At 58.9% G+C, this 18,150-nt stretch carries 16 protein-coding genes; all 16 read right to left on the bottom strand.

Annotation, left to right across the window (positions count from 1 at the left end):
* Positions 1-14 precede the first annotated feature (14 nt).
* A complete protein-coding gene (gene nuoL / locus ACP7BO_RS13165; protein WP_426210824.1) occupies positions 15-1,868 on the bottom strand; it encodes an NADH-quinone oxidoreductase subunit L in 1,854 nt (617 codons plus the stop codon).
* On the bottom strand, positions 1,865-2,173 hold the full coding sequence (gene nuoK, locus ACP7BO_RS13160; protein ID WP_003446970.1) for an NADH-quinone oxidoreductase subunit NuoK: 309 nt from the start codon (positions 2,171-2,173) through the stop codon (positions 1,865-1,867). The genes nuoL and nuoK overlap by 4 nt, the downstream gene beginning before the upstream one ends.
* A gap of 1 nt (position 2,174) precedes the next feature.
* Positions 2,175-2,678 (bottom strand): NADH-quinone oxidoreductase subunit J, encoded by a 504-nt coding sequence (nuoJ, locus tag ACP7BO_RS13155; RefSeq protein WP_060691356.1) that lies wholly within the window; start codon positions 2,676-2,678, stop codon positions 2,175-2,177.
* Between the two features lie 9 nt (positions 2,679-2,687).
* Positions 2,688-3,236, bottom strand: a complete 549-nt coding sequence (nuoI, locus tag ACP7BO_RS13150; RefSeq protein WP_003446975.1) for an NADH-quinone oxidoreductase subunit NuoI — start codon at positions 3,234-3,236, stop codon at positions 2,688-2,690.
* 12 nt (positions 3,237-3,248) lie between these two features.
* A complete protein-coding gene (nuoH, locus tag ACP7BO_RS13145; RefSeq protein ID WP_060691357.1) occupies positions 3,249-4,256 on the bottom strand; it encodes an NADH-quinone oxidoreductase subunit NuoH in 1,008 nt (335 codons plus the stop codon).
* Positions 4,253-6,967: an NADH-quinone oxidoreductase subunit NuoG gene (gene nuoG / locus ACP7BO_RS13140; protein ID WP_426210821.1), complete on the bottom strand. Its 2,715-nt coding sequence runs from the start codon at positions 6,965-6,967 to the stop codon at positions 4,253-4,255. Before nuoG ends, nuoH begins: the two co-directional genes overlap by 4 nt.
* Positions 6,968-7,099: 132 nt before the next feature.
* A complete protein-coding gene (gene nuoF, locus ACP7BO_RS13135; protein ID WP_003446981.1) occupies positions 7,100-8,455 on the bottom strand; it encodes an NADH-quinone oxidoreductase subunit NuoF in 1,356 nt (451 codons plus the stop codon).
* Positions 8,452-8,949: an NADH-quinone oxidoreductase subunit NuoE gene (gene nuoE, locus ACP7BO_RS13130; protein ID WP_010656198.1), complete on the bottom strand. Its 498-nt coding sequence runs from the start codon at positions 8,947-8,949 to the stop codon at positions 8,452-8,454. The genes nuoF and nuoE overlap by 4 nt, the downstream gene beginning before the upstream one ends.
* 2 nt (positions 8,950-8,951) lie before the next feature.
* On the bottom strand, positions 8,952-10,736 hold the full coding sequence (gene nuoC / locus ACP7BO_RS13125) for an NADH-quinone oxidoreductase subunit C/D (protein ID WP_003446985.1): 1,785 nt from the start codon (positions 10,734-10,736) through the stop codon (positions 8,952-8,954).
* Between the two features lie 72 nt (positions 10,737-10,808).
* Complete coding sequence (locus ACP7BO_RS13120) at positions 10,809-11,483, bottom strand: NuoB/complex I 20 kDa subunit family protein (RefSeq protein WP_060691360.1); 675 nt, start codon at positions 11,481-11,483, stop codon at positions 10,809-10,811.
* Positions 11,484-11,493: 10 nt separating this feature from the next.
* Positions 11,494-11,907: an NADH-quinone oxidoreductase subunit A gene (locus ACP7BO_RS13115; RefSeq protein ID WP_003446990.1), complete on the bottom strand. Its 414-nt coding sequence runs from the start codon at positions 11,905-11,907 to the stop codon at positions 11,494-11,496.
* A gap of 635 nt (positions 11,908-12,542) precedes the next feature.
* Positions 12,543-13,868, bottom strand: coding sequence for an isocitrate lyase (gene aceA, locus ACP7BO_RS13110; RefSeq protein WP_060691361.1), 1,326 nt, complete (start codon positions 13,866-13,868; stop codon positions 12,543-12,545).
* Between the two features lie 248 nt (positions 13,869-14,116).
* Positions 14,117-14,845: a secretin N-terminal domain-containing protein gene (locus ACP7BO_RS13105; protein WP_426210818.1), complete on the bottom strand. Its 729-nt coding sequence runs from the start codon at positions 14,843-14,845 to the stop codon at positions 14,117-14,119.
* Between the two features lie 142 nt (positions 14,846-14,987).
* Positions 14,988-15,410 carry a GNAT family N-acetyltransferase gene (locus ACP7BO_RS13100; RefSeq protein ID WP_426210816.1) on the bottom strand — a complete coding sequence of 141 codons (423 nt, stop codon included), beginning with the start codon at positions 15,408-15,410 and terminating at the stop codon, positions 14,988-14,990.
* The gene (locus ACP7BO_RS13095) at positions 15,403-16,569 is read right to left on the bottom strand and encodes a JmjC domain-containing protein (RefSeq protein ID WP_397456179.1); all 1,167 of its coding nucleotides are present in this window, start codon (positions 16,567-16,569) and stop codon (positions 15,403-15,405) included. Before ACP7BO_RS13095 ends, ACP7BO_RS13100 begins: the two co-directional genes overlap by 8 nt.
* An 83-nt stretch (positions 16,570-16,652) precedes the next feature.
* Positions 16,653-18,023: an adenylosuccinate lyase gene (gene purB, locus ACP7BO_RS13090; RefSeq protein WP_060691365.1), complete on the bottom strand. Its 1,371-nt coding sequence runs from the start codon at positions 18,021-18,023 to the stop codon at positions 16,653-16,655.
* Between the last annotated feature and the right edge of the window lie 127 nt (positions 18,024-18,150).

Genomic DNA, 18,150 nt, shown 5'->3' with positions numbered 1-18,150 from the left:
GTCGAAGGTTCATATCAGACCGCTACCAAAACGATGGCGCCCATGACCAGTACAGCGCCGGCGGCCATGGAAGCAGCGTACCAACGCAGTTGTCCGGTTTCGCTACGGCTCAGGGCGTTATGCCCGGCTTTGGCCATCTTCGGGATCACACCAATGGTCTGGTCCAGAGGATCTTTGCGCAGCACGCGGCAGATCAACAGGTACGGTTTGACGAACAGTTTGTCGTACAGCCAGTCGAAGCCCCATGCGGCGAACCACCAGGCCGTGAGGAAGCGGCCGATAGCGCTGTTGGCAACGTAGGTGACGAAGCGGCGCTTGCCCAGGTACAGCAAGCCGGCCAGCAGGATACCGGCCAGGGCGATGGCGCCCGAAGCGATTTCCAGGCTGTGCTTGGCTTCGCCGCCGGCATGGCCGACGCTTTGTGGCAGAACGCCTGCCAGTGGCGGGGTGATCATGGCGCCGATAAAGGTCGACAGCACGATCAGTACGCCCAGAGGCAGCCAGTACGAAACGCCGTGCCCTGCGTGGGCTTCAGTCTTGGCTTCACCGTGGAACGTGATGAAGATCAGGCGGAAGGTATACAGCGAGGTCATGAACGCACCGACCAGGCCGGCATACAGCAGTTCGTTGTTGCCGCTGGCGAAGGCCTCCCAAAGAATTTCGTCCTTGGAGTAGAAGCCGGCCGTCAGCAGTGGCAAGGCAGAAAGTGCCGCGCCGCCGACGATGAAGCTGGCGTAGGCCAGTGGCAGTTTTTTCCACAGGCCGCCCATTTTGAAGATGTTCTGCTCGTGGTGGCAGGCAACGATCACTGCACCGGAAGCAAGGAACAGCAGGGCCTTGAAGAAGGCGTGGGTCATCAGGTGGAAGATCGCACCGTCCCATGCACCAACGCCCAGCGCCAGGAACATGTAACCGATCTGGCTCATGGTCGAGTAGGCGAGGATTCGTTTGATGTCGGTCTGTACCAGCGCTGCGAAACCGGCCAGTACCAGTGTCACGCCGCCGACGATACCGACCAGGTGCAGGATGTCCGGAGCGAGGGTGAACAGACCGTGGGTACGGGCAATCAGGTAAACGCCTGCGGTCACCATGGTGGCGGCGTGGATCAGAGCCGAAACCGGTGTAGGGCCGGCCATCGCATCCGCCAGCCAGGTTTGCAGTGGCAGTTGTGCCGATTTACCGACAGCGCCGCCCAGCAACATCAAGGTCGCCAATACGATCCAGAAGTCACCGGCCTGGAACTTCAGAGGGGCTGCAACCAGCAGCTCCTGAATGTTCAGTGTGCCCAGTTGCTGGAACAGGATGAACAGGCCGATGGCCATGAACACGTCGCCGATGCGGGTCACGATAAAGGCTTTGAGTGCGGCGTTACCGTTGTTGCGGTTGCTGTAGTAGAAACCGATCAACAGGTACGAGCACAGGCCTACACCTTCCCAGCCGAAGTACAGGAACAACAGGTTATCGCCCAGGATCAGGAACAGCATGCTGGCGATAAACAGGTTGGTGTACGCGAAGAAGCGCGAGTAGCCCTCTTCACCGCGCATGTACCAGGAGGCGAACAGGTGGATCAGGAAGCCTACGCCGACCACCACGCCGAGCATGGTCACCGACAGGCCGTCCAGATAGAGGGCGAAGTTGGGCTTGAAGCCCTCCACCGACATCCACTGCCACAGCACTTGTGTGTAGTGACCGCCTTCAGGCGGTGCAACGTTGAATTGCCAGATCACATAGGCGGCCACGATGGCCGAGAGGCCAATGGAGCCGACGCCGATCAGGGCCGAGAGGTTTTCGCTGAAGCGTCCACGGGAGAACGACAGCAGCAAAAAGCCGATCAGGGGGAATACGAAAGTCAGAAAGAGAAGGTTCATCCGCGCATCTCACTGGCAGCATCGATATCAAGCGTGTGGAAGCGGCGATACAGCTGCAGCAGGATCGCCAGGCCAATACTGGCCTCGGCGGCTGCCAGGGTGATCACCAGGATGAACATTACTTGTCCATCCGGCTGTGCCCAGCGTGCACCGGCCACGATGAACGCCAGTGCAGCGGCGTTCATCATGATTTCCAGACTCATCAATACGAAGAGAATGTTGCGACGTACCATCAGGCCAACCAGACCGAGGCAGAACAGGACGCCGGCAACGGCGAGACCATGTTCGAGAGGTATTCCTGGCATGTTATTGCTCCTTCGCCTCGTTGCGGCCCAAGTGGAACGCCGTCACCGCTGCTGCAAGCAACAGCATCGAGGCGAGTTCGACTACCAGCAGATACGGACCGAACAGGCTGATGCCCACGGCTTTTGCATCGATGGTGGTTTGACCGATTGCAGCACCGCTCTGATGGGCGAACAGCACGTACAGCAGTTCGGCCAGCAGCAGGGCGGACAAAATGGTCGGTCCGATCCAGATATTGGGCTTGAGCCAGATGCGTTCCTGCTGAACCGAGGCCGGGCCCTGGTTGAGCATCATCACCACAAACACGAATAGCACCATGATGGCACCGGCGTAGGCAATCACTTCAAGCACACCGGCAAACGGCGCGCCGAGGCTGAAGAACGTCATTGCCACGGCAATCAGCGAAATAATCAGGTAGAGCAGGGCGTGCACGGGGTTGGTGTTGGTGATCACACGTAACGTGGACACTACAGCGATACCCGATGCGAAATAGAAAGCGAATTCCATCGTTCTTCCTTAAGGCAGCAAGCTCTTCACGTTGATCGGCTCGGCTTCGTTCTGGGCAGCGCCTTTCGGCTTGCCTTCAACGGCCATACCCGCAACACGATAGAAGTTGTAATCAGGGTTCTTGCCGGGACCGGAGATCAGCAGATCTTCTTTCTCGTACACCAGATCCTGACGTTTGAACTCGGCCATCTCGAAATCCGGAGTCAGCTGGATCGCGGTGGTCGGGCAGGCTTCCTCACACAGGCCGCAAAAAATGCAGCGTGAGAAGTTGATGCGGAAAAACTCCGGGTACCAACGGCCATCTTCGGTTTCGGCTTTTTGCAGCGAAATGCAGCCCACCGGGCACGCTACGGCGCACAGGTTGCAGGCCACACAGCGCTCTTCGCCGTCCGGGTCGCGGGTCAGGACGATCCGCCCGCGATAGCGCGGTGGCAGATAGACCGCTTCTTCCGGGTATTGCAGCGTGTCACGCTTGCGGAAGGCATGGCCAAACACCATCACCAGGCTGCGAAGCTGGGTGTAGGTGCCATGCACGATGTCAAACAGATACTTGAACATGGGTCTCTATCCTCACTGAACCGCGCCGGCGGGCGTGTTCAACAACACGACTGCGGCGGTCACCAGCAAATTGATCAGGGTCAGCGGCAGGCAGAACTTCCAGCTGAAATCCATCACCTGGTCATACCGCGGGCGCGGAATGGAAGCGCGCAGCAGGATGAAAATCATGATGAAAAACGCGGTCTTCAGGGCGAACCAGATAAACGGAATCTGCGGCAGGATGCCGAAAGGCCCGTGCCAGCCACCGAAGAACAAAGTCACCAGCAACGCCGAGATCAATACGATCCCGATGTATTCACCGACGAAGAACATGCCCCATTTCATGCCGGCATATTCAATGTGGTAACCATCGGCCAGTTCCTGCTCGGCTTCCGGCTGGTCGAAGGGGTGACGGTGAGTCACGGCGACGCCAGCGATGAAGAAGGTCAGGAAACCGAAGATCTGCGGAATGATGAACCACAGGTTCTGCGCTTGATATTCAACGATGTCGCGCATGTTGAACGAGCCAACCTGCACCACGATGCCCATCAGCGCCAGGCCCATGAACACTTCGTAGGACACGGTCTGGGCCGAGGCACGCAAGGCGCCCAGCAAGGCGAATTTGTTGTTGCTGGACCAGCCGGCGAACAACACTGCGTACACCGACAGACCGGCCATGGCGAAGAAGAACAGGATGCCGATGTTCAGGTCCGCCACGCCCCAGGTCGGGGTGATCGGGATGATCGCAAAGGCGATCAGCAAGGCGCTCATGGCCACAACCGGTGCCAGGGTGAAAATCACCTTGTCGGCAAACGGCGGCGTCCAGTCTTCCTTGAAGAACATCTTGATCATGTCGGCAGCAATCTGAAACGCGCCGAACGGGCCAACGCGGTTCGGACCGTAACGGTCCTGCCACAGGGCGAGCAAACGACGCTCGACCCAGCTCAACAGAGCGCCGCAGACCACCACGGCAAGCAGGATGACCACTGCTTTGAGTACCGAGATAATCACGTCGATCACTTCAGGCGTAAACCAGGTCATTGGGCTGCCTCCTGCAAACCGTCAACGGTAAGACCAAAGATCGCAGGCGGGATACCGGCAAGCCCTGCAGGCAATGCCACCAGACCTGAACCCAGTTCTTCATTGATACGCAGCGGCAGACGCAGGGTCACACCGGCAACGTTCAGACTGAGCAGCGCGCCGTCATTGACACCCAGACGGTCGGCTTCGGACTTGGCCAGCGCGATGTAAGCCGCCGGAATGCGTTCTTGAACCGGCGCGGCCTTGGAAGAGTTCTCTTCGCTGCCCAGCAGGTGGTAGAACGGCACTACTTGCCAGGTGCCGCGTGCCGGGTTGAAAGCCCCCGGAATGCTGGCGAACCAGTTCAGCGAATCACCGTTGCTTTCGATCAGGCGGGTACCCGGGTCGCCAGCACGGATATGACCGCCGACTTCGTCCTGGAACTTGTTCCATGCTTGTGGCGAGTTCCAGCCCGGCGACCAGGCGAACGGCACCTGCTGGCGCGGCTCGACGGAGCCCGAGTAACCTTCCATCGAGAACGCGAACGCGGTGTCCGGGTCTTGCGGGGTGCGAGGCTCATGCACGCTGATGTTGGCGCGCATGGCGGTACGGCCGCTGTAACGCAGCGGTTCGCGGGCCAGTTTCATACCTTTGATACGGAACGCAGCAGAAGGTGCGGCATCAACGATACGCGCCAACGCTGGAGTGCTGGCCGCAGTGGCTTGCGTCACGTGGTCCAGCAGAGTCCAGTCAACCGGCTTGTTCAGCAGGGTGCTGCGCAGGGCGTGCAACCAGCGCCAGCCTTCGTGAACCAGAATGCTGGCGTCCAGGTAAGTCGGGTCGAACACCTGGAAGAAGCGCTGGGCGCGGCCTTCCTGGCTGACCAGCGTACCGTCGCCTTCAGCAAAGCTGGCGGCCGGCAGAACCAGGTCGGCACGGTCAGTGGTGGCTGTCTTCTGATGATCGGCAACGATCACCACTTTGGAGGCGTCCAGCGCAGCGTTGACCTTGACGGCATCAACCCGGGTGAACAGGTCGTTTTCCAGCACCACGATGGCGTCGGCTTTGCCGTCGATCACGGTTTGCAGTGCGGCGTCTACCGATTCGCCACCGAGCATGGCCAGGCCAAGGCTGTTGGCTTCCGGAACGATCAGGCTGATGGAACCGGCCTTTTCGCGCAGGTGCAAGGCTTTGGCGATGTTGCCTGCGGCTTCGATCAGGGCTTTGGAGCCCAGGGAAGTACCGGCAATGATCAGTGGGCGTTTGGCTGCAAGCAGGGCGTTGGCGATGCGTTGTGCCAGTTCCAGGGCTTCTGCATCGAGGCCGGCAACAGCTGGCGCGCTGGCGTCGATGGCGTGCGCCACGGCGAAACCGATACGGGCCAGGTCATCCGGTGCTGCGTGTACGCATTCTTCAGCCACGTCGTCGAGCTTGGTTTCAGCCAGGCTGGCGATGAACAGCGGGTACAGGGCGTGTTGGCCAATGTTTTTAACCGCAGCATCGAGCCATGGCTGAACGCGCATGCCATCGGCCATTGCTTCGGCCTTGCCCTTGACCGATTGACGCAGCGACAGCGCCATACGGGCGGCGGTCTGGGTCAGGTCTTCACCGAGGACGAAAATGGCGTCGTGATCTTCGATCTCACGCATGTTCGGCACAGGCAACGGGCTGTCTTTCAGAACTTGCAGCACCAGACGGATGCGCTCCAGCTCACCGGCTTCGATGCCGGAGTAGAAGTGCTCGGCGCCGACCAGTTCGCGCAACGCATAGTTGCTTTCGAGACTGGCACGTGGCGAACCGATACCGACGATGTTGCGACCGCGCAGCAGGTCGGCTGCCTTGTCCAGTGCAGCGTCGAGGCTCAGTTTGCTGCCGTCGGCCAGTAATGGCTGACGCGGGCGGTCTGTACGGTTGACGTAGCCATAGCCAAAGCGGCCACGGTCACACAGGAAGTACTGGTTGACCGAGCCGTTGAAGCGGTTTTCGATGCGGCGCAGCTCGCCATAACGCTCGCCCGGGCTGATGTTGCAGCCGCTGGAGCAACCGTGGCAGATGCTGGGTGAAAACTGCATGTCCCACTTGCGGTTGTAGCGCTCGGAGTGGGTTTTGTCAGTGAACACGCCGGTCGGGCAGACTTCGGTGAGGTTGCCCGAGAACTCGCTTTCGAGCACGCCGTCTTCGACGCGACCGAAGTACACGTTGTCGTGGGCGCCAAATACGCCGAGGTCGGTGCCGCCTGCGTAGTCTTTATAGAAGCGCACGCAGCGATAGCAGGCGATGCAGCGGTTCATTTCGTGGGAAATGAACGGGCCCAGTTGCTGGTTCTGGTGAGTCCGCTTGGTGAAGCGATAGCGGCGCTCGTTGTGGCCGGTCATCACGGTCATGTCTTGCAGGTGACAGTGGCCACCTTCTTCGCACACAGGGCAGTCGTGCGGGTGGTTGGTCATCAGCCATTCAACAACGCTGGCGCGAAACACTTTCGCCTCTTCGTCGTCGATGGAGATCCAGCTACCGTCGGTGGCCGGGGTCATGCATGACATGACGATACGACCACGCTTGTCGTTCTCGTCGGTGTACTGCTTGACGGCGCATTGGCGGCAAGCGCCAACACTGCCCAGGGCAGGGTGCCAGCAGAAATACGGGATATCGAGGCCTAGCGACAGACACGCCTGTAACAGGTTGTCTGCCCCATCGACTTCGAGATCTTTGCCGTCTACGTGGATAGTGGCCATGGTTCAAAGGTCTTCGTTGGCCCGGTGTCAGCGGGCGTGGCTAATGGAATCTTGTTATGCGTTCGAAGCAACTCAGCCTTACGGCGTTATCGAACGATCAGAGAGCGGCACGGACCGCTCTCCTTCAAAGCGTTACGCGCCGATTACAATCGGGCGTGCCAGAGGTGGAACCCCGGGTTTTGCTTGCGCAATACCGGCTTCGAACTCTGGACGGAAGTACTTGATCGCGCTGCCCAATGGCTCCACGGCACCCGGTGCGTGTGCACAGAACGTCTTGCCAGGGCCGAGGAAACCGACCAGACCCAGCAGGGTCTCGATATCGCCGGGCTGACCTTCGCCGTTTTCGATGGCCATCAGCAGCTTGACGCTCCATGGCAGGCCATCACGGCAAGGGGTGCAGAAACCGCAGGATTCGCGAGAGAAGAACTGTTCCATGTTGCGCAGCAGGGACACCATGTTGACGCTGTCGTCGACGGCCATGGCCAGACCGGTGCCCATACGGGTGCCGACCTTGGCGATGCCACCGGCGTACATTTGTGCGTCCAGGTGCTCCGGCAGCAGGAAGCCCGTACCGGCGCCGCCTGGCTGCCAGCACTTGAGCTTGAAGCCATCGCGCATGCCGCCGGCGTAGTCTTCGAACAGCTCGCGAGCGGTCACGCCAAACGGCAGCTCCCACAGGCCGGGGTTCTTGACCTTGCCGGAGAAGCCCATGAGCTTGGTGCCCATGTCTTCGCTGCCTTCGCGGGCAATGGATTTGTACCAGTCAACGCCGTTGCCGATGATGGCCGGGACGTTGCACAGGGTTTCAACGTTGTTCACGCAGGTCGGCTTGCCCCATACGCCCACGGCTGCCGGGAACGGCGGCTTGGAGCGCGGGTTGGCGCGACGGCCTTCGAGGGAGTTGATCAATGCGGTTTCTTCACCGCAGATGTAACGCCCGGCGCCGGTGTGAACGAACAGTTCGAAGTCAAACCCCGAGCCCAGAATGTTCTTGCCCAGCAGGCCCGCTGCCTTGGCTTCTTCGACGGCACGGTTAAGGTGCTTGGCGGCGGTGGTGTATTCGCCACGCAGGAAGATATAGCCACGGTAGGTTTTCAGTGCGCGGGCACTGATCAGCATGCCTTCGATCAGCAGATGGGGCAGTTGCTCCATCAGCATGCGGTCTTTCCAGGTGTTGGGTTCCATTTCATCGGCGTTACACAGCAGGTAACGGATGTTCATGGATTCGTCTTTGGGCATCAGCCCCCACTTCACGCCCGTGGGGAAACCGGCGCCGCCGCGGCCCTTGAGGCCGGCGTCTTTCACGGTCTGGACGATGTCGTCCGTGGCCATGTCGGCGAATGCCTTGCGGGCTGCCGCGTAACCGTCCTTGGCCTGGTACTCGTCAAGCCATACCGGCTCGCCGTCGTCACGCAGACGCCAGGTCAGAGGGTGGGTTTCCGGCGACCGCGCGATGCGGTTGGCAGGGCCGAAAGAAGTCAGGGTCATGGGTAGCCCTCCAACAACGTGGCGACGCCAGCAGGCTGTACGTCACCGAATGTGTCGTCGTCGATCATCAACGCCGGCGCCTTGTCGCAGTTGCCCAGGCAGCACACCGGCAGCAGCGTGAAACGGCCGTCTGCAGTGGTCTGGCCCAGGCCGATGCCCAGTTTGCTCTGGATTTCGCTGACCACGGACTCGTGGCCACCGATGTAGCAGACCATGCTGTCGCATACGCGAATGATGTGACGGCCCACTGGCTGACGGAAGATCTGGCTGTAGAACGTGGCCACGCCTTCAACGTCGCTGGCAGGTATGCCGAGCATTTCACCGATGGCGTAAAGCGCGCCATCAGGCACCCAGCCACGTTCCTTCTGAACGATCTTCAGGGCTTCGATCGACGCCGCGCGCGGGTCTTCGTAGTGATGCAGCTCGTGCTCGATGGCCGAGCGCTCGGTTTCGCTCAGGGCGAAACGGTCTGTCTGGATAAGCGTGCTGTTCATGCTTAGCGGTCCACGTCGGCCATAACGAAATCGATACTACCCAGGTACGCAATCAAGTCCGCGACCATTTCGCCTTTGATCACCGAAGGGATCTGTTGCAGGTGCGGGAAGCTTGGGGTGCGAATCCGGGTGCGGTAGCTCATGGTGCCGCCATCGCTCGTCAGGTAATAACTGTTGATGCCCTTGGTCGCTTCGATCATCTGGAAGGATTCGTTGGCCGGCATTACCGGGCCCCACGAAACTTGCAGGAAGTGCGTAATCAAGGTCTCGATGTGTTGCAACGTGCGCTCTTTAGGCGGCGGCGTGGTCAGCGGGTGATCCGCCTTGTACGGGCCGGCCGGCATGTTGCGCATGCACTGCTCGATGATTTTCAGGCTCTGGCGCATTTCTTCGACACGCACGATGCAACGGTCGTAGGCATCGCCATTGGCCGCCAGCGGTACTTCAAACTCGAAGTTCTCGTAGCCGGAGTACGGACGCGCCTTGCGCAGATCGAAATCGCAACCGGTGGAACGCAGGCCGGCACCGGTGACGCCCCATTCCAGGGCTTCTTTGGTGTTGTAGGCGGCAACGCCGATGGTACGGCCACGCAGGATGCTGTTGTCCAGAGCGGCTTTCTGGTACTCGTCCAGACGCTTGGGCATCCAGTCGATGAATTCTTTGACCAGGCGTTCCCAGCCGTTCGGCAGGTCGTGGGCAACGCCGCCGATGCGGTACCAGGCCGGGTGCAAACGGAAGCCGGTGATGGCTTCGATCACCTTGTAAGCGCGCTGACGGTCGGTGAACGTGAAGAACACCGGGGTCATTGCGCCCACGTCCTGGATGTAGGTCCCCAGGAACAGCAGGTGGCTGGTGATCCGGAAGAACTCGGCCATCATGATGCGGATGGTGTCTACCCGGTCCGGAACCTTGATACCCGCCAGTTTCTCGACCGAGAGTACGTACGGCAGGTTGTTCATCACGCCGCCGAGGTAGTCGATACGGTCGGTGTACGGGATGAAGCTGTGCCAGGATTGACGCTCGGCCATTTTCTCGGCACCACGGTGGTGGTAGCCGACGTCCGGTACGCAGTCGACGATCTCTTCACCGTCCAGCTGCAGAATGATGCGGAAGGCACCGTGAGCAGAAGGGTGGTTGGGACCGAGGTTGAGGAACATGTAGTCCTCGTTTTCCCCGGAACGCTTCATGCCCCAGTCTTCGGGTTTGAAACGGGCGGCTTCTTCTTCCAGCTGAACCTTGGCCAGCGTCAGGCTGTACGGATCGAACTCAGTGGCACGGGCCGGGAAGTCCTTGCGCAGCGGGTGACCTTCCCAGGTCGGCGGCATCATGATGCGCGACAGGTGCGGGTGACCTTTGAAGTCGATACCGAACATGTCCCAGACTTCACGCTCGTACCAGTTGGCGTTCGGCCAGATACCGGTGATGGTCGGCACGCTCAGGTCACTTTCGGACAGCGCCACCTTGATCATGACGTCGCTGTTACGTTCAAGCGACATCAGGTGATAGAAGACGGTGAAGTCTGCGCCAGATGGCAGGCCCTGGCGCTTGGTGCGCAGACGTTCGTCCACACCGTGCAAGTCGTAGAGCATGACGTAGGGTTTTGGCAGGTTGCGCAGGAAGGTCAGTACTTCAACCAGTTTTGCGCGGGTAACCCAAAGCACCGGCATGCCGGTGCGCGTGGCCTGGGCAGTGAACGCCTCAGGGCCAAAACGGGTGTTCAGTTCGACAACCACATCTTGGTCGTCAGCCTTATAAGGCGGGATGTACAGAGCGGAGCCTGTAGTCATGGTTTTTTATCGCTTTCGGTCAACGTAAAGAATGAAGCCAGTGTCTCGTTCTATTAAAGAAGCAGAGCTGGATCAGACTTCGTCGGGGCTGCGCAGGTTGGTGACCTGAATACGCTGTTCGCGGCGCTGTTCCTTTTGTGACGGCATCTCGGCGCGATAAACGCCTTGTTCGCCGACAACCCAGGAAAGTGGGCGACGCTCCTGGCCAATCGACTCTTGCAAGAGCATCAAGCCCTGCAGAAAAGCCTCTGGGCGGGGTGGGCAGCCAGGCACGTAAACGTCCACGGGCAGGAACTTGTCGACCCCTTGAACCACGGAGTAGATGTCGTACATGCCGCCGGAGTTGGCGCAAGAACCCATGGAAATAACCCATTTAGGCTCAAGCATTTGCTCATAGAGACGCTGGATGATCGGCGCCATCTTGATGAAGCAGGTACCGGCAATAACCATGAAATCCGCCTGACGCGGCGATGCCCGGATAACTTCGGCGCCAAAGCGCGCGATGTCGTGGGGCGCCGTGAAGGCGGTGGTCATCTCCACGTAGCAGCAGGACAGACCGAAGTTGTACGGCCACAGGGAGTTCTTACGTCCCCAATTGACCGTATTGTTCAGTACGTCCTCAAGCTTGCCCATGAAGATGTTTTTGTGGACTTGATCTTCTAACGGATCGGAAACGGTTTCCCGTTCGCCGATCGGGTACTGCTCGTTAGGAGCATCCGGGTCGATCCTGGTGAGTTCGTATTGCATCGCCAAAGCCTCATTGTTTCAGCTTGGCCTGCCGCTTACGACGAGCTTCCGGTGCCCAATCAAGAGCACCCACCCGAAATAGGTAGACAAGGCCTGCCAACAGAATTGCTATGAAAACGAGAGCTTCGACGAATCCGGTCCAGCCGCTTTCGCGAACAGACACAGACCAGGCAAAGAGAAAGAGGGCTTCGATATCGAAGATCACGAACAGCATCGCGACCAGATAGAATTTGGCTGAGAGCCGCAAGCGGGCGCCACCGGTAGGTAGCATGCCCGACTCGAACGGTTCGTTTTTGCTGCGACCCCAGGCTTTTGACCCGAGGAGGCTGGAGACGCCGAGCATGAAGGCACAAAGGCCGACAACACCGAGAAGGAAAATGGCAAAGCCCCAGTTGTGGGCTATGAGTCCTGTCGCTTCGGGCATGCTGGTAATCCTTAACAGAGAGCAAGGGTCTCTGAGCTTAAAAAAGAAATAAAGCAGTGACGATATGTCGCAGCGCTATTGATGGCCGGGATTTTATGGCTAAACACCCGGCAAGTAAATTTTCTAAGATGAATTAATTCAATCCTTTAGTGGTAGAGACAGTCACGAAGCCTGTCCAGCCCACGTAGCACGGGCATTACAGCGTGTTTTGTCGAATATGTTTTGTCGGCAAAGTAATCAATAAAAGCCACTCTAAATGATAATTAATATCGTTTGAGCTCGTATCTGTCAGGCCTCCGCTGCAGGGGTGTGTGGAAGTTGGCTTATATATGTACGGGATGCAAGTTTTGGCCTTGGCTTTTTACCTGATTCTTGTTTTCGGGTATGGACCTGGATCAGTTTTTTGTCGATTCAAAAGAAGACGGTACGTGGGCTGGTTGAGGGAGCTGGCTTGTCAGCGATCCTGTCGTGCTGGACGGAACAATTGAGGCTATCGCTGGCAGCCAGATCCTGCCTAAAAAGGGGGCGCAAAAAAAACGCCCCGAACCGGTCGGGGCGTCATGTTCAAGGCATCGCGTATTTTTCTCTGCAGGTCAGGCAATGTCCCTGTCTCTGTTTCTGTGTGTGGTGCTCAATCAGTGGAACTGTTCTTCTTCAGTCGAGCCGGTCAGGGCGGTTACGGAAGAAGAGCCGCCTTGAATCACGGTGGTCATGTCATCGAAGTAGCCGGTGCCCACTTCCTGCTGGTGCGCCACAAAGGTGTAGCCTTTTGCGGCGTCAGCGAACTCCTGTTCCTGCAGTTTCACGTAGGCGGTCATGTCGTTGCGGGCGTAGTCGTGCGCCAGGTTGAACATGCTGTGCCACATGTTGTGGATGCCGGCCAGGGTAATGAACTGGTGCTTGTAGCCCATTGCCGACAATTCACGCTGGAACTTGGCGATGGTCGCGTCGTCCAGGTTTTTCTTCCAGTTGAAGGAAGGTGAGCAGTTGTACGACAGCAGTTGGTCCGGGTATTCCTTTTTGATCGCTTCAGCAAAGCGGCGCGCTTCGTCCAGGTCCGGTTTGGCGGTTTCGCACCAGATCAGGTCGGCATACGGTGCATAGGCCAGGCCGCGAGCAATAGCCTGGTCCAGGCCTGCACGTACTTTGTAGAAGCCTTCCTTGGTCCGCTCGCCGGTCACGAATGGCTGGTCGTACGGGTCGCAATCAGAGGTCAGCAGATCAGCCGCATTGGCGTCGGTGCGGGCCAGAATGATGGTCGGGGTGCCCGCGACGTCTGCAGCCAGACGAGCAGCGGTCAGCTTTTGTACGGCTTCCTGGGTGGGTACCAGTACCTTGCCCCCCATGTGACCGCATTTTTTAACCGAGGCCAGCTGATCTTCGAAGTGAACGCCGGCGGCGCCTGCTTCGATCATGCTCTTCATCAGTTCGTAGGCGTTCAGAACGCCGCCGAAACCGGCTTCAGCGTCGGCAACGATCGGTGCGAAGTAGTCGATGTAACCCTGGTCGCCCGGGTTCTTGCCAGCTTTCCACTGGATCTGGTCGGCGCGGCGGAACGAGTTGTTGATGCGCTTGACCACGGTTGGTACTGAGTCCACCGGGTACAGCGACTGATCGGGGTACATGGATTCAGCAGAGTTGTTGTCTGCTGCCACTTGCCAGCCCGACAGGTAAATAGCCTGGATGCCGGCTTTAACCTGTTGTACTGCCTGGCCCCCGGTCAGGGCGCCCATGCAGTTGACGAAATCTTTCTCGGGACGGAAGGACGGGTGTGCGCCCTGTGTCACCAGTTTCCACAGCTTGTCAGCGCCCAGTTTTGCAAAGGTGTGCTCGGGTTGAACCGAGCCGCGCAGGCGGACCACGTCAGCAGCGGAGTAATCGCGAGTCACGCCTTTCCAGCGTGGATTTTCGGCCCAGTCTTTTTCAAGGGCTGCAATTTGCTGTTCGCGTGTCAGTGCCATGGAGATAAACCTCGTCGCATAGGTCTGGGTTGAAAAGTAATTGCTCCACCAGGCACACAACAATGTTGTTAAGCGTGAATGGCTACTCGCTATCGGCCGTGCAGGCCCAGAGCCATTTGGGGGGCTCTGATTAGCGGGAGCGGGGCCATCATGCCTCTGCATTTTTACGTCGTCAAATGTTTTGTAGTGCTTTTTTAAAAGCACTACATATTTGCTGAAAAACGACTTGCCGGTCAGTTTCGGGCCTTTTAGTCGAGAGCATCTACTTTGATCCGTAAGGTCATGTCATCCCGGTTTTGAGTAGAGTAGTTGCGGGTTCCGGCTTGCTGTCCGGCCTGGCTCTGGCCGTTGATGCCGGCCAGGGTGATCCACTGGCCCAGGGGGCCGCTGACCTGTGTGTCGGTATTTTGAATGTTCACTACATCCGGCTGTTCCTGGCTCATGTGGTCGCGATGACTGCTGATGGCCAGGTGTACCGTTTCACCTGTTACGTTCGCAGTTACGTACATCCCGCGGGTCACGTCCCGGTAATCCGTTTGTGTGAGGACCCGGCCATAGGCGTCTGTCCGCAGGCTGGTGAGGGGCACGCTCTGTCCGGTCTGGATCAGCGCGGGCACGCCTTCGGTGGCCTGGATTTGCTGAATTCCGCCGTCGCGGCTGGCGGTACTGATCACACGGGTATTGGCGTCGGGAGCCGGGAGGTTGGTGTCGCTGGTATCGACGGTGATCAGTAAACGCCTGGCCGGTTTGTCGAGTTGCGATAGCAGATTTTCGAGGTTATGAATTTTTTGTGCCGGTGCTTCGACGATCAATTGATTGCCGTAAGCGCTGACCTTGCCGTTTTTACCGATAAAATTTTGTGCAATGGGTAGCAGGTCGGTGCTGGTGCGGTTCTGCAGAGTAATGACCTGGGTATCGGCCTGAGCGCTGATGCTGGAGAGCAATATCAGGCTGGTGATGATGGCGCGTAGGGACATATCCGTTATCTCCGCAATGCTGAAAAGGCATGAGGGGAGTGTGCCAGATAGCAAAACGCCCTGCGATCCGAAGATGGCAGGGCGTTATCTTCTGTGGGAGCGGACTCGCCCGCTCCCACAGGGTATGTGCCAGCCGTGACAATCAGCTCGCACGCACCATATCAACATGTGGAATACCTGCTTCCAGGAACTCCTCGCTGACGATCTTGAAGCCCAGCCGCTCGTAGAATGGCGTGGCGTGTACCTGTGCACTGAGCTTTTGTTGCTTCAGTCCGCGCTTTTCAGCTTCGTTGATGGTCGCCTGCATCAGCGCATCGCCGACTTTCAGGCCGCGCCAGTCCTTAAGCACCGAAACCCGGCCGATATGGCCGTCTGGCAGGAGCCTGGCGGTACCAATCGGAAAGTCGCCCTCATAGGCCAGAAAATGCACTGCGTCGGCATCGTCTGCGTCCCACTCCAGTTCGGGCGGGACATGTTGCTCGGCAATAAACACCGCTTCACGAATGCGTCGAAGTTCGGCGTTGTCCTTTTGCCAGCTGGCGACACGTACGTGAATCCTATTCATCGGCGAACCCCAGGCTTCCTTGTTTAACCAGCTCGCAGAGCAGGTTGCGTCCGTCTTCATCGGCCAGCCATGGGCCGAGGTTGTCACTGTGCAGTGCATCGGCGGCACAGATCATTTTCAGCAGTTCGCGCAGCTTGCCCGGCAGCAGGCGGCTTTGGCCGCTGGCGAACAGCAACAGGTCTTCATCGACTTCGGACCAGGCCAGGCGGGCGCTCGGGTTGCGGATCAGGACAGCGCCCTGTTCCAGGCTGCCCAGCAGATCTTCTTCTTCGAGCTCTGGCCCGGTCACGAGTTCCGGGTAGCGCGGCTCGGTCATGAATTGGCCGAACCAGGTCAGCAGCATGCGCTCATCGCTCATGTGCTCGGTCAGCAAGCCTTTGAGGCGGTCCAGTGCATCGTGCTGGATCTGGTGCGGGTCGCTGACCGGTTGCGCGTCGGCGTCGGTGTAGCGCTCTTCGTCCGGCAGGTACTGGCTGAGGAAGTCGGTGAAGTGGGTCAGCACTTCAGCTGCGCTTGGGGCGCGGAAACCTACCGAGTAGGTCAGGCAGTCATCCACGGCCACGCCGCAGTGCGCCAGGCGCGGTGGCAGGTACAGCATGTCGCCCGGCTCCAGGGTCCACTCGTCGGTGGCCTGGAAGTCGGCCAGGATGCGCAGGTCGGCGTGTTCCAGCAGCGTGCTTTCGGAATCGCACATCTGGCCGATCTGCCAGTGGCGCTTGCCGTGGCCTTGCAGCAAAAACACGTCGTAGTTATCGAAATGCGGACCAACGCTGCCACCCGGGGCGGCATAGCTGATCATCACGTCGTCGATACGCCAGCTTGGCAGGAAGCGGAAGTTTTCCAGCAGCTCGCCGACTTCAGGCACGAACTGATCGACCGCTTGTACCAGCAAGGTCCACTCACGCTCCGGCAGTTTGCCGAACTCGTCCTCGGCAAACGGGCCGCGGCGCAATTCCCACGGGCGCTCGCCGTGTTCGATGACCAGGCGTGATTCGACTTCTTCTTCAAGTGCCAGACCGGCCAGTTCGTCGGCGTCGATCGGGCTTTCGAAGTCAGGAATGGCCTGACGGATCAGCAACGGTTTCTTCTGCCAGTAGTCGCGCAGGAATTCGCGTGCAGTGATGCCGCCCAGAAGTTGAAGAGGAATATCAGGATTCATGTGTAACCTATTGAAAAATTGCGCTTTGTAATCGGGAATAAAAACGCCCGGCACGGCCGGGCGTTAGTAGGTCGTTGCAGCGGTTAGATGCGCTTGGCCTGCTCGATCGCGTTACCAATGTAATTGGCTGGCGTCAGCAGTTTCAGCTCGGCTTTAGCCGCTTGCGGCATTTCAAGGCCGTCGATGAAAGTTTGCAGTGCTTGTGGGCTGATGCCCTTGCCGCGGGTCAGCTCTTTGAGCTTCTCGTACGGGTTTTCAATGTTGTAGCGGCGCATTACGGTCTGGATCGGTTCGGCCAGGACTTCCCAGCAGGCGTCCAGGTCGGCAGCGATCTTCTGAGCGTTAAGCTCAAGCTTGCTGATGCCTTTGAGGCTGGCTTCGTACGCGATAACGCTGTGAGCAAAGCCCACGCCGAGGTTGCGCAGTACGGTGGAGTCAGTCAGGTCGCGCTGCCAGCGGGAAATTGGCAATTTGCTGGCCAGGTGCTGGAACAGGGCGTTGGCGATACCCAGGTTGCCTTCGGAGTTTTCGAAGTCGATCGGGTTGACCTTGTGCGGCATCGTCGAGGAGCCGATTTCGCCGGCGATGGTGCGCTGCTTGAAGTAGCCCAGGGAGATGTAGCCCCAGATATCGCGATCGAAGTCGATCAGGATGGTGTTGAAGCGCGCGATGGCGTCGAACAGCTCGGCGATATAGTCGTGCGGCTCGATCTGTGTGGTGTACGGGTTGAACCCCAGGCCCAGCTCGTCTTCGATGAAGGCGCGGGCATTGGCTTCCCAGTCGATCTGCGGGTAGGCCGACAGGTGGGCGTTGTAGTTGCCCACGGCGCCGTTGATTTTGCCCAGCAGCGGGACTGCAGCAACCTGAGCGATTTGACGCTCCAGGCGGTAAACCACGTTGGCCAGCTCTTTGCCCAGGGTGGTCGGCGAAGCCGGTTGGCCGTGGGTGCGCGACAGCATCGGCACGTCAGCGAACTTGATTGCCAGTTCGCGGATGGCTTCTGCGGTCTGGCGCATCAGCGGCAGCATCACGTCATCACGGCCTTCGCGCAGCATCAGTGCGTGGGACAGGTTGTTGATGTCCTCGCTGGTGCAGGCAAAGTGGATGAACTCACTGACGTTGGCCAGTTCAGGCAGTTTGGCGGCTTGTTCCTTGAGCAGGTACTCAATGGCTTTGACGTCGTGGTTGGTGGTGCGCTCGATCTCTTTGACGCGCTCGGCGTGTTCCAGAGAGAAGTTTTCGGCCAGTTCATTCAGAACGGCGTTGGCTTCGGCGGAGAAAGCCGGGACTTCAGGGATCGCGGCGTGAGCAGCCAGGCGCTGGAGCCAGCGGACTTCAACCAGAACGCGGGCACGGATCAAGCCGTATTCGCTGAAAATCGGGCGCAGGGCCTGGGTTTTGCCGGCGTAGCGGCCGTCAACAGGGGAAACCGCAGTGAGCGAAGAAAGCTGCATGGGGTGTTCTCGGACAGTCGGGCAACGAAATGGGGCGCGTATCATACATGAAAAAAACGGCCGGTCCGTTGCCAACTGACCGGCGTCATACGCATATCGACGTTACAAAGTATGCCTGCTGGCGTGT

Source organism: Pseudomonas sp. TWR2-1-1, from assembly GCF_049897045.1.
Classification (GTDB): domain Bacteria; phylum Pseudomonadota; class Gammaproteobacteria; order Pseudomonadales; family Pseudomonadaceae; genus Aquipseudomonas; species Aquipseudomonas versuta.
Note: the sequence above shows the minus strand (reverse complement) of the source record. Positions and strands in the feature narration are given on the sequence as shown.